The 10140-nt window shown below is 65.1% G+C and carries 10 protein-coding genes and 1 tRNA gene; 4 read left to right on the top strand and 7 right to left on the bottom strand.

Features of this window, described 5'->3' with window-relative positions; all coding sequences use genetic code 11:
- Nucleotides 1–177: 177 nt before the first annotated feature.
- The 4 genes from GL279_RS12860 to clpB all read right to left on the bottom strand — a co-directional run bounded on the left by GL279_RS12860 (nt 178) and on the right by clpB (nt 6201).
- Nucleotides 178–804 carry a protein-methionine-sulfoxide reductase heme-binding subunit MsrQ gene (locus tag GL279_RS12860; RefSeq protein WP_155065043.1) on the bottom strand — a complete coding sequence of 209 codons (627 nt, stop codon included), beginning with the start codon at nt 802–804 and terminating at the stop codon, nt 178–180.
- Nucleotides 804–1715, bottom strand: a complete 912-nt coding sequence (gene msrP, locus GL279_RS12855) for a protein-methionine-sulfoxide reductase catalytic subunit MsrP (protein WP_155065042.1) — start codon at nt 1713–1715, stop codon at nt 804–806. Before msrP ends, GL279_RS12860 begins: the two co-directional genes overlap by 1 nt.
- A gap of 78 nt (nt 1716–1793) precedes the next feature.
- On the bottom strand, nt 1794–3428 hold the full coding sequence (locus tag GL279_RS12850; RefSeq protein WP_155065041.1) for an alpha-D-glucose phosphate-specific phosphoglucomutase: 1635 nt from the start codon (nt 3426–3428) through the stop codon (nt 1794–1796).
- Between the two features lie 145 nt (nt 3429–3573).
- A complete protein-coding gene (gene clpB, locus GL279_RS12845) occupies nt 3574–6201 on the bottom strand; it encodes an ATP-dependent chaperone ClpB (RefSeq protein ID WP_155065040.1) in 2628 nt (875 codons plus the stop codon).
- 153 nt (nt 6202–6354) lie between these two features.
- Between clpB and pyrF the strand changes: the two genes are divergently transcribed.
- Nucleotides 6355–7041 carry an orotidine-5'-phosphate decarboxylase gene (pyrF, locus tag GL279_RS12840; protein ID WP_155065039.1) on the top strand — a complete coding sequence of 229 codons (687 nt, stop codon included), beginning with the start codon at nt 6355–6357 and terminating at the stop codon, nt 7039–7041.
- Between the two features lie 13 nt (nt 7042–7054).
- Here pyrF and GL279_RS12835 read toward each other — a convergent pair whose 3' ends face one another.
- Both GL279_RS12835 and GL279_RS12830 read right to left on the bottom strand, forming a co-directional pair.
- Nucleotides 7055–7483: an NUDIX hydrolase gene (locus GL279_RS12835; RefSeq protein ID WP_155065038.1), complete on the bottom strand. Its 429-nt coding sequence runs from the start codon at nt 7481–7483 to the stop codon at nt 7055–7057.
- A 3-nt stretch (nt 7484–7486) separates the two neighbouring features.
- Entirely contained in the window at nt 7487–8350 is an 864-nt protein-coding gene (locus GL279_RS12830; RefSeq protein ID WP_155065037.1) for an N-formylglutamate amidohydrolase, read from the bottom strand.
- 187 nt (nt 8351–8537) lie between these two features.
- On the opposite strand from GL279_RS12830, the gene GL279_RS12825 reads away from it, so the two are divergent.
- Both GL279_RS12825 and ykgO read left to right on the top strand, forming a co-directional pair.
- A tRNA-Val gene (locus GL279_RS12825) sits at nt 8538–8612 on the top strand.
- Between the two features lie 83 nt (nt 8613–8695).
- On the top strand, nt 8696–8821 hold the full coding sequence (gene ykgO, locus GL279_RS12820) for a type B 50S ribosomal protein L36 (protein ID WP_010392221.1): 126 nt from the start codon (nt 8696–8698) through the stop codon (nt 8819–8821).
- Between the two features lie 73 nt (nt 8822–8894).
- Here ykgO and GL279_RS12815 read toward each other — a convergent pair whose 3' ends face one another.
- Nucleotides 8895–9338 carry a DMT family transporter gene (locus tag GL279_RS12815; RefSeq protein WP_155065036.1) on the bottom strand — a complete coding sequence of 148 codons (444 nt, stop codon included), beginning with the start codon at nt 9336–9338 and terminating at the stop codon, nt 8895–8897.
- 330 nt (nt 9339–9668) lie between these two features.
- Here GL279_RS12815 and aroQ point away from each other — a divergent pair, with 330 nt between their 5' ends.
- Nucleotides 9669–10112 carry a type II 3-dehydroquinate dehydratase gene (gene aroQ / locus GL279_RS12810; protein ID WP_155065035.1) on the top strand — a complete coding sequence of 148 codons (444 nt, stop codon included), beginning with the start codon at nt 9669–9671 and terminating at the stop codon, nt 10110–10112.
- Nucleotides 10113–10140 lie beyond the last annotated feature (28 nt).

The following is a 10140-nucleotide window of genomic DNA, read 5'->3' as shown; positions in this document are numbered from 1 at the left end:
CTTCCCAGGTACTTCCCGGTCCGTCCGTCCCGTCCGACGCTGCCGCCGTTTCGGTGAGGCGGTATCTAGGCCCCACAAACCAAACCCGCAAGTGAAAAAATGAAGGGAGACATGAAATTTGTCGCAACCCATTGGGAATACGACATTCTTTTGACAGTCACCGCCTACGCCGGGCGGTCAGTGGCGCAGGCTGGTCGTGGCTTTCGGCGGGCCCAAACGCGGAAAACCCGGCAAACGCTGGGCCAACAGCAGCAGAATCGCCGCAAGAATCGTCAGCGGCCATGATTCCCACAGCTTCAGCGCCCAGAGCCAATGCAGTGCCGCCAGAATCGCGGCGGGATAGGCCAGCCGGTGCAGCCGACGCCAGTTCGGCCCCAACCTGCGGATCGAAGCGCGGTTCGATGTCACCGCCAAGGCCAGCAACATGCAGAACGCCACCATGCCAAAGATCAGATAAGGGCGCTTGACCACGTCCCCCAGCATTTGCGCCCAGCGAAAGCTCATGTCGAAGACAACCCATGACGCCAGATGGCAGGCGGCATAGGTAAAGCAGATCAGCCCCAGCGCTTGACGAAACCGCATCAGGTTCACCCGTGTCAGCCGCAAGAGCGGCGTAACAGCCAGCGTGGCCATCAGCATATAGATCGCGGTGCGGCCCAGCCGATGCTCGATGTCGCGGATCGGATCGACGCGCAGATGTCCCTGCATGCCATCCCAGACCAGCAGCGCCAGCGGTATCAGGCCCGCCAGCCAGACCGCCCAGACCGGCACATGTCGCAGCCCGCGGTTCAGAGCCTGCAGCATCAATAATTCCTGCGCAGGTCCATGCCGGCATAAAGACCGGCCACCTGCTCGCCATAGCCATTGAACATCAGCGTCTCTTGCCGGCCGCCGAACAAGCCGGCCCCGATCCGGCGTTCGGTCGCCTGACTCCAGCGCGGATGGTCCACCTGCGGGTTCACATTGGCGTAAAACCCGTATTCGCTGGGTTGCAGCTCTTGCCAGCTGGTGGCGGGCTGCTTGTCGGTCAGGGTGATCGACACGATCGACTTGACGGATTTGAAGCCATATTTCCACGGCACCACCAGCCGGATCGGCGCGCCGTTCTGATTGGGCAGCGCCTTGCCGTAAAGCCCGGTGGCAAGAATGGTCAGCGAATGCATCGCCTCGTCCAGCCGCAGCCCCTCGCGATAGGGCCAGTCGATGATGGCGCTGCGCTGGCCCGGCATCTGCTTGGGATCCAGCAAGGTCTGGAAGGCGACGTATTTCGCACCCGGCTGCACGCCCGCCTTGTTCAGCACCGAGGCCAGCGGCACCCCCAGCCAGGGAATCACCATCGACCATGCCTCGACACAGCGCAGGCGATAGATGCGTTCCTCCAATGCGGCATCAGGGGCCAGATCCTCGACGCCGTAACTGCCCGGCTTGTCGACGAGCCCGCCGACCTTGATCGACCAAGGCGCGGTCTTCAGACTGCCGGCATATTCCGCCGGATCGGTCTTGCCGGTGCCGAATTCGTAGAAATTGTTGTAATTGGTGATGTCTTCGAAGCTGTTCGGCTTTTCATCGGTCGAATAGGCCGACGCCTTGCCGCCAAGCGCGCGCGCCGGACCGGCGAGAAGCGGCGCGGCAGCCAACGCCGCGCCCATAGCCAGAACACGCCGACGGTTCAGATAGTCCCGTTCAGGCGTGACATCGGACCAGTTCAGCTTCATCGGCGTCCTCCACAGGCGTTCCGGTAGCAACACCAGCATGCACGCGACGGATCCGATCTCTAAGGAACTTTTGCGTGTTCAGGTGATGACGTCCGGAGCATTGCGGCCGGTGAACTCGCGGATCAGCGCGATTTCCTCGGCGGCGGCGATGACCGGGGCCAGCGCCTCGTCGACCGGCAGGTCGTGGCGGCTGGCGTCGGGCTCGAACCGCTCCAGATAGACGCGCAGGGTCGCGCCCTCTGTACCGGTGCCCGACAGGCGCATGACCACGCGCGAGCCATCGGTGAACGAGATGCGGATGCCCTGATTGCGCGAGACCGAGCCATCGACCGGGTCGTGATAGGCAAAGTCATCGGCGCTGGCGACCGTCATGCCCTGAAACTGCTGCCCCGGCAGGTCGGGGGTGATGTCGCGCAGCCGCTGAACCAGCGCATTGGCGCGTTCGACCGGCACAGCCTCGTAATCGTGGCGCGAGTAATAGTTGCGGCCAAACTCGCTCCAATGCGCGGCCATGATCTGGCTGACCGGCTCGATGCGGCGGGCAAGAATGTTCAGCCACAGCAGCACCGCCCACAGCCCGTCCTTTTCCCGGACGTGATCCGAGCCGGTGCCGGCGCTTTCCTCGCCGCAGATGGTGACGCGGCCGGCGTCCAGCAGGTTGCCAAAGAACTTCCAGCCGGTGGGCGTCTCGTGGATCTCGATGCCCAGCTTTTCGGCCACGCGGTCGGCGGCGCGGCTGGTCGGCATCGAACGCGCGATGCCCGACAGGCCCTTGGCATAGGCCGGCGCCAACGTGGCATTTGCCGCCAGAACCGCAAGGCTGTCCGAGGGCGTCACATAGATGCCGCGGCCCACGATCATGTTGCGGTCGCCGTCGCCATCCGAGGCGGCGCCGAAATCGGGCGCATCCTTGGCGAACATCTCGTCCATCAGCGCCTTGGCCCAGACCGGGTTCGGATCTGGATGGCCGCCGCCGAAGTCGGGCGAGGGCGTGCCATTGACCACCGTGCCTTCGGGTGCGCCAAGGATGCCTTCAAGGATCGCCTTGGCATAGGGCCCGGTCACGGCATGCATCGCGTCAAAGCGCATGGTAAAGCCGCCGGTGAACAGGTTGCGGATGGCGTCGAAATCGAACAGCTCACCCATCAGCTTGGCATAGTCAGCGACGGGATCGACGATCTCGACCACCGTCTCGGCCAACCGCGTCTCGCCCAGACGCGACAGATCCAGATCCTCGGTTTCAAGGATGCGGTATTCGCGCAGGTCCTGCGTGCGGGCATAGATCTGGTCGGTGACCGATTCCGGCGCCGGGCCGCCATTGGCACCATTGTATTTCATGCCGAAATCTTCGTCGATGCCGCCGGGGTTGTGGCTGGCCGACAGGATGACGCCGCCATCGGCGCCACGCTTGCGGATCAGGTTCGAGGCCGCCGGGGTCGACAGCAGCCCGCCCTGCCCGACGATCACCCGCGCCGCGCCACCGGCGGCGGCCATGCGCAGGATCACCTGCACGGCGCGATCGTTGAAATAGCGTCCGTCTCCACCGACGATCAGCGTCTTGCCCGCGACGCCGCCGATGGCGTCAAAGACCGACTGGGTGAAGTTTTCCAGATAATGCGGCCCCATGAAGATCTTGGTCTTCTTGCGCAGGCCCGAAGTGCCGGGCTTTTGTCCGTCGATCGGCTGCGTGGGAACGGTCAGGATGCGGGTCATGTCTCGCCTCGGGTTCATGCAAGCTTTCCGCGATCATGCATGTTTCCGGGCGGCTTACCATGGCAAGCGTGACAGCCCGGTAAAGACCTGCCGAATGAAAAGGGGCGGCCGCCGCGCGACCGCCCCCCGATTGTCCTGCACGTGCTTAGTGCAGCGGCGCACGCGGGCCGCGTTCGCCCGCCTCGCCCAGATGCACACCCGTTACCCGGTCGCCGACGATCAGCCCCTCAGGTCCGGCGCTGACATGCACGGTCTGGCCGTCCAGCACCTCGCCGCCCAGAATCATCTCGGCCAGCGGGTTTTGCAGACTGCGCTGGATCACCCGTTTCAACGGCCGCGCGCCGAACACCGGGTCATAGCCTTCGTCAGCCAGCCATTTCATCGCGGCATCGTCCAGATCCAGATGGATCTTGCGCTGCGCCAGCCGGTTTTCCAGACCCCAGAGCTGGATCTTGACGATCCCATCCATGTTGTCGCGCGTCAGCCGGTGGAAGATGATGATTTCATCCAGTCGGTTCAGGAACTCGGGGCGGAAATGCGCCCGCACCGCGTCCATCACCTGACCGCGCGCCTGACTGCTGTCGGCCCCGTCAGGCAGTGCCGACAGCGCCTGCGCCCCAAGGTTCGAGGTCAGGATGATCAGCGTCTGCTTGAAGTCCACCGTTCGGCCCTGACCATCGGTCAGTTGCCCGTCGTCCAGCACCTGTAACAGCACGTTGAAGACGTCCGGGTGCGCCTTTTCGACCTCATCGAACAGGATCACCTGATAGGGGCGCCGCCGCACGGCCTCGGTCAGCACACCGCCTTCGTCATAGCCGACATAGCCCGGAGGCGCGCCGATCAGCCGCGAGACAGAGTGTTTCTCCATGAACTCGGACATGTCGATGCGCACCATCGCGCCGTCATCGTCGAACATGTATTCGGCGATGGCCTTGGTCAGCTCGGTCTTGCCGACGCCGGTCGGGCCAAGGAACAGGAAGCTGCCCAAGGGCCGCTTTTCGTCGTTCAGCCCGGCGCGGGCGCGGCGGACGGCATTGGCCACGGCGGTCACGGCCTCGGATTGGCCGATGACGCGTTTGCCCAGCACCTCTTCCATCTTCAGCAGCTTCTCGCGCTCGCCCTCCAGCATCTTGCTGGTGGGGATGCCGGTCCAGCGCTCGACCACCTCGGCGATCTGCTCGGGGCGCACGGCTTCCTCGACCATGGGGCCATCATCGGTGCCCTCGGATTCAGCCAGCTTTTTCTCCAGCCCCGGGATGATGCCGTAAGACAGCTCACCCGCACGGGCCAGATTGCCCTCGCGCTTGGCCTGATCCAGCTCGGCACGGGCCTTGTCGAGTTGCTCTTTCAGGTTACGCGAGCCTTCCAGCTTGTCGCGTTCGGCCTGCCAGCGCGCGGTCATCGTGGCCGAGCGTTCCTGCAGTTCCGAAAGCTGCTTTTCCAGCTTTTCCAGCCGGTCCTTGCTGGCGGCGTCGTCCTCTTTCTTCAGCGCCTCGGCCTCGATCTGCATTTGCAGAATCTGGCGATCCAGTTGGTCCAGCTCTTCGGGCTTGCTGTCCACTTCCATGCGCAGGCGGCTTGCGGCCTCATCGACCAGGTCGATGGCCTTGTCGGGCAGGAAACGGTCGGTGATGTAGCGGTGCGACAAGGTCGCAGCCGCCACCAGCGCGGCGTCGCTGATGCGGACGCCGTGGTGCAGCTCGTATTTTTCCTTGATGCCGCGCAGGATGCTGATCGTGTCCTCGACGGTCGGTTCCTCAACCATGACCGGCTGGAACCGCCGGGCCAAGGCCGCGTCCTTTTCGATATACTTGCGGTATTCGTCCAGCGTGGTGGCGCCGACGCAATGCAACTCGCCCCGCGCCAGCGCAGGCTTGATCAGGTTCGCGGCATCCATGGCGCCATCGGTCTTGCCGGCACCGACCAGCACATGCAGCTCGTCGATGAACAGGATCACCTCGCCGGCAGCATTCTCGATTTCCTTCAGGATCGATTTCAGCCGTTCCTCGAATTCACCGCGATATTTCGCGCCAGCGATCAGCGCGCCCATGTCCAGCGCCCAAAGCTGCTTGTTGCGCAGGCTTTCCGGCACGTCGCCATCGATGATGCGCAGCGCCAAGCCCTCGGCAATCGCGGTTTTACCGACGCCGGGTTCCCCGATCAGCACCGGGTTGTTCTTGGTGCGCCGGCTCAGCACCTGCATGGCACGGCGGATTTCTTCGTCCCGGCCGATGATCGGGTCGATCTTGCCGTCAGCCGCCGCCTCGGTCAGGTTGCGGGCGTATTTCGACAGAGCCTCATAGCTGTCCTCGGCGCTGGCGCTGTCGGCGGTGCGGCCCTTGCGGATGTCGTTGATCGCGGCGTTCAGCGCCTGCGCGGTCACCTTGCCCGCCGACAGGGCGTCGCGCGCATTGGTATTGACCACGGCCAAAGCCGTCAGGATGCGCTCGGCGGGAACGAAACTGTCCCCGGCCTTCTTGGCCAGCTTTTCGGCCTCGTCCAGCACGCGAACCATGCTGGGATCGACATAGACCTGCCCCTGCCCGCCGCTGACCTTGGGCTGCTTGGCCACCGCCATGTCCACCGCCTGACGCACGGCCTGCGCATCGCCCCCGGCGCGCGCGATCAGATTGCTGGCAAAGCCCTGGTCGTCATCCATCAGCGCCTTCAGCAGATGCTCGGGCATCACGCGCTGGTTTTCCTCGCGGATCGCAATGGTCTGCGCGGCTTGCAGAAAACCGCGCGAGCGTTCCGTGAATTTTTCCATATCCATATGAAAATCCTTTCCTAAGCCCCCGCTGTGGACCGCCCGCTTTGGCACGGTCCGGTTCGGGTCCTGCCAGTCAGATGGGCAGGGATAAACGGGGTTTCAAGAGACCGGGTTCCCGCCTATAACCGCGCCGTTTGTCGCAGGGATAGGTGAAGCATGGATGACCGTCTGATCGTGGCGCTGGATGTGCCGAACGCGCTGGCCGGGCTGGAACTGGCCGAAAAGATCGGCGACGCCGCCAGCTTCTACAAGATCGGGCTGGGCATGCTGACCGGGGGCGGACTGGCCTTGGCCAATGAGCTGAAACAGGAACATGGCAAGCGCATTTTCCTCGACATGAAATTCTTCGACATCGGCGCTACGGTCGAGGCGGCGGTGCGTGGCATCGCGCAATATGATCTGGATTTCCTGACCGTGCATGGCGATCCCCATGTGGTTAGCGCCGCGAAACAGGGCGCGGCAGGGTCGAACCTGAAGATCCTTGCGGTCACGATCCTGACCTCGCTGGACCGGGCCGATCTGGACGCCGGGCTGATCGTGCCGGGCGACGTGGCCGAGATCGTGCAGACCCGCGCCGCCCGCGCGCTGGAGGCCGGGGCCGATGGCGTCATCGCCAGCCCGCGCGAAGCCGCCCTGATCCGCTCCCTGCCGCAATCACAGGGCCGGCTGATCGTCACCCCCGGCGTGCGCCCTGCAGGCAGCGACGCGGGCGACCAGAAACGGATCGAGACCCCGGCCACCGCCATCGCCAATGGCGCCGACCATATCGTGGTGGGCCGCCCGATCTGGCAGGCGGCCGATCCGCGCGCCGCAGCCCTTGCCATCCGGGCCGAGCTGGGCTGACATCGCCCCGCCTCTAACCGTCCCGCATCAGCAGCGCGACCCGCTCGCGGAAATGCGGCACGGCCAGCGGATGGGCGATATAGGTGCGGACCGGCATCATCCGCCAGGACTGCCCCTCATCGCCAAAGCGGATGCGCGCGATCTCGGCCGCGGTGATCTGGCCGCGAAACAGCCAGCTTTGCCGGCCTTGGGCATGGCTGGCGGCAAAGGCGCGCCCGACCAGCCGGTCCGCAGGCAGACGCAGGCCGAATTCCTCGCGCAGTTCGCGCAGGGCGCATTGCACGGGCGTCTCGCCCGGCTCGGCGCCGCCGCCCGGCAGATCCCAATGCCCGGGCCAGGGAATCCATGAATAATCGTCGCGCAGCGCCGTCAGCAGCGCCCCGCCGCAGGTCAACAGCAGCTTGGCGCCGATGAAATCCGGCGCAAAGGCCCGCGACGGCATGGCCTATTCCGCCGCGATGGCCTGACCGCGCGCATCGGGGCGCAGCCGCGCGATCCGCGCCAGAATTGCGGCAAGCCGCCCGGCAAAGACCTCGAAATCCGGCCGCGGCTCAATCATGCGCTCGTCCATGTAAAGCGAGCGGTCCAGTTCCAGCTGCACGACATGGACGTTGCGCGTCGGCCGGCCATAGGCGGCGGTGATATAGGCCCCCGAAAATGGCGAGTTGCGGCGCAGGCGGAACCCCTCGGCGGTGACGGCCTCGGCCACGGCGGCGCTGATCCGGGGCGCGGCCGAAACGCCGTTGCGGTCGCCCAGCACAAAATCGGGGCGCGGGCGCGGCAGATGCGCCAGCGCATCGCGCGGCATCGAATGCATGTCGATCAGGATGGCGCCGCCGAACCGCTCGACCGCCTCGTCGATCAGCGCCGACAGCGCGTCGTGATAGGGATGCCACAGGTGGCGGATGCGCTGATCGGCCTCGTCCAGCGCGATCGGTCGCTCGTGAATCGCCCGGCCCTGCGACACCACGCGGGGAATCACCCCCAGCCCGGCCATGATTCGCGGATTCATCACCGGCGGGTTGGCACCCACGACCACCAAGGGGTCGATTTCGTCGGGGGCGCGGTTCAGATCGACCACGCAGCGCGGCACATTGGCGGTCAACACCACCGCGCCATGTTCCAGCGCCGGCTGGATCAGCCGGTCGACGAAAGCATCCTCGGACGAGCGCAGATTCCGGGGATCCAGCCGCGATTCGGCCAGAAACCACCGGGGATAATGCCGGCCAGAGTGCGGCGAGGCAAAGATCAGCCCCCCCAGCCACTCGGCGGGACGCTGAAGATCGAACAGGCTGTGATCGCCGAGCATTACGGGTAATCCCTGGAGACGAGGCGTGGCTGGGCAATTTGCGCCGGGCGTTGACAGTTCGACTTATAGCCGAAGTGCGCTTCAGGCCAAGACTGCAGAAAGAGGGCTTGAAACCCTCGGAAGGCCTCTATATAGAGCCGCAGACCAAGGCGATTTGGACGCGCAAGCGGACAGGGTCGCAGGTTGGGGGCGGTTAGCTCAGCGGTAGAGCACTACGTTGACATCGTAGTGGCCACTGGTTCGATCCCAGTACCGCCCACCATTCATTTCGCGCCCCCGGGCATTGACCGGGGGTATTTGTTTTCAAGGCGCGACCTAGCGATGCGCCGCGATAGGAGAAGACCGATGAAGGTTCGCAATTCGCTCCGCTCGCTCAAGAGCCGCCACCGCGATTGCCAGATCGTGCGCCGTAAAGGCCGCATCTACATCATCAACAAGACCAACCCGCGTTTCAAAGCCCGTCAAGGCTGATCCGCGCACTTGTTGCTGCAATTAGGCGCCCGCCGCAGATCCCTGCGGCGGGCGCTTTCCATTGCCGCGCGCCCTAGAATCGCGACAGCACCAGCCCGCCGCCAACCATCAGCGCCGCAAGAATGCGCGGCAGCGAGATGTCCTTGACGGGCAGGCCAAAGGCGCCGATCCGGTCCAGCAGGATCGCGGCCAGAATCTGGCCCAGGGCCACGGCGCAGATTGCCGTAAAGGCGCCGAGTCGCGGCAGTGACCAGACCATGGCCCAGACGTAGAACGCGCCCAGAGCACCGCCCAGCCACAGGTGCCACTCGACCCCCAGCGCCCGGCCAAAGGACCGGCCCGAGCCGGTGATGAGCCCGGCGCAGGTCAGGATCACGAATCCCACCCCGAAGGAAATCGCCGCCGCGACGATCGGGCTGCCGATCTGGCGCGACAGGCCGGCATTGATCGGCGCCTGAGTCGCGATACAGGCCCCGCCCAGAGTGATCAGGATGGCCGCGATGATGGTTGGCTGCATTGCGCGCTCCGCTCGTGTCATGGCCTTAGCACATTGCGCCGCTGCGTGGCTGGGTGCAATCGGGGAGCGTGCGGTGAGGGGGCGATCCCTGCGGAGAGGCCGGACCGGGGCGCTGCCCCGGACCCCGGGATATTTTTGCACGAAAGAAATCGGGCGCCTCGCGGGAGTGGCGGGGCAAGCCCTGTTCGGGGCCCCTGTTCGCGCTCGCCAGAGCGGGCGGGGGCACCTATAGGTTTGTCTGGAACCTGCGCCCGGCCTTTGGCCATGGGCGCGAGGCGATCCGAGCCCGTGGCGGTGCGATGCGGCACCGCCCCCAACCCCGAGGATGCCATGCCCACCGTCTATGTCATGAACGGCCCGAACCTGAACCTGCTGGGCCAGCGCCAGCCCGAGATCTATGGCAGCACCACGCTGGCCGATGTGCAGCACGCCTGCGAAGAGCTGGGCAAGGAGCTGGGTTTTGACATCCGCTTTTTCCAGTCCAACCATGAGGGCGTCATCGTCGACACCATCCACGAAGCGCGCCAGCAGGCAGCCGCCATCGTCATCAATCCCGGCGCGCTGACCCATACCTCGGTCGCGATCCTTGATGCGCTGAACACTTTCGACGCGCCGGTGATCGAGGTGCATATCTCGAACATCCACAAGCGCGAGAGCTTTCGCCACCATTCCTATGTCAGCCTGCGCGCCGATGGCGTCATCGCCGGGCTGGGCACCAATGGCTATCTGATGGCGCTGCGCCATCTGGCGCCGGTGATCGGCGCAGGACGCTGAACGGGGGAAATAGCCGCGCGTCCGGCGG

This window comes from Paracoccus limosus (assembly GCF_009711185.1).
Classification (GTDB): Bacteria; Pseudomonadota; Alphaproteobacteria; order Rhodobacterales; family Rhodobacteraceae; genus Paracoccus; species Paracoccus limosus.
Note: the sequence above shows the minus strand (reverse complement) of the source record. Positions and strands in the feature narration are given on the sequence as shown.

Bases quoted from the DNA above. Each gene is read 5' to 3' on its own strand.
- msrP (WP_155065042.1), bottom strand. From the start codon at position 1,715: ATGAAGCTGAACTGGTCCGATGTCACGCCTGAACGGGACTATCTGAAC.
- aroQ (WP_155065035.1), top strand. From the start codon at position 9,669: ATGCCCACCGTCTATGTCATGAACGGCCCGAACCTGAACCTGCTGGGC.
- GL279_RS12815 (WP_155065036.1), bottom strand. From the start codon at position 9,338: ATGCAGCCAACCATCATCGCGGCCATCCTGATCACTCTGGGCGGGGCC.
- GL279_RS12850 (WP_155065041.1), bottom strand. From the start codon at position 3,428: ATGACCCGCATCCTGACCGTTCCCACGCAGCCGATCGACGGACAAAAG.
- GL279_RS12830 (WP_155065037.1), bottom strand. From the start codon at position 8,350: ATGCTCGGCGATCACAGCCTGTTCGATCTTCAGCGTCCCGCCGAGTGG.
- pyrF (WP_155065039.1), top strand. From the start codon at position 6,355: ATGGATGACCGTCTGATCGTGGCGCTGGATGTGCCGAACGCGCTGGCC.
- GL279_RS12835 (WP_155065038.1), bottom strand. From the start codon at position 7,483: ATGCCGTCGCGGGCCTTTGCGCCGGATTTCATCGGCGCCAAGCTGCTG.
- GL279_RS12860 (WP_155065043.1), bottom strand. From the start codon at position 804: ATGCTGCAGGCTCTGAACCGCGGGCTGCGACATGTGCCGGTCTGGGCG.
- ykgO (WP_010392221.1), top strand. From the start codon at position 8,696: ATGAAGGTTCGCAATTCGCTCCGCTCGCTCAAGAGCCGCCACCGCGAT.
- clpB (WP_155065040.1), bottom strand. From the start codon at position 6,201: ATGGATATGGAAAAATTCACGGAACGCTCGCGCGGTTTTCTGCAAGCC.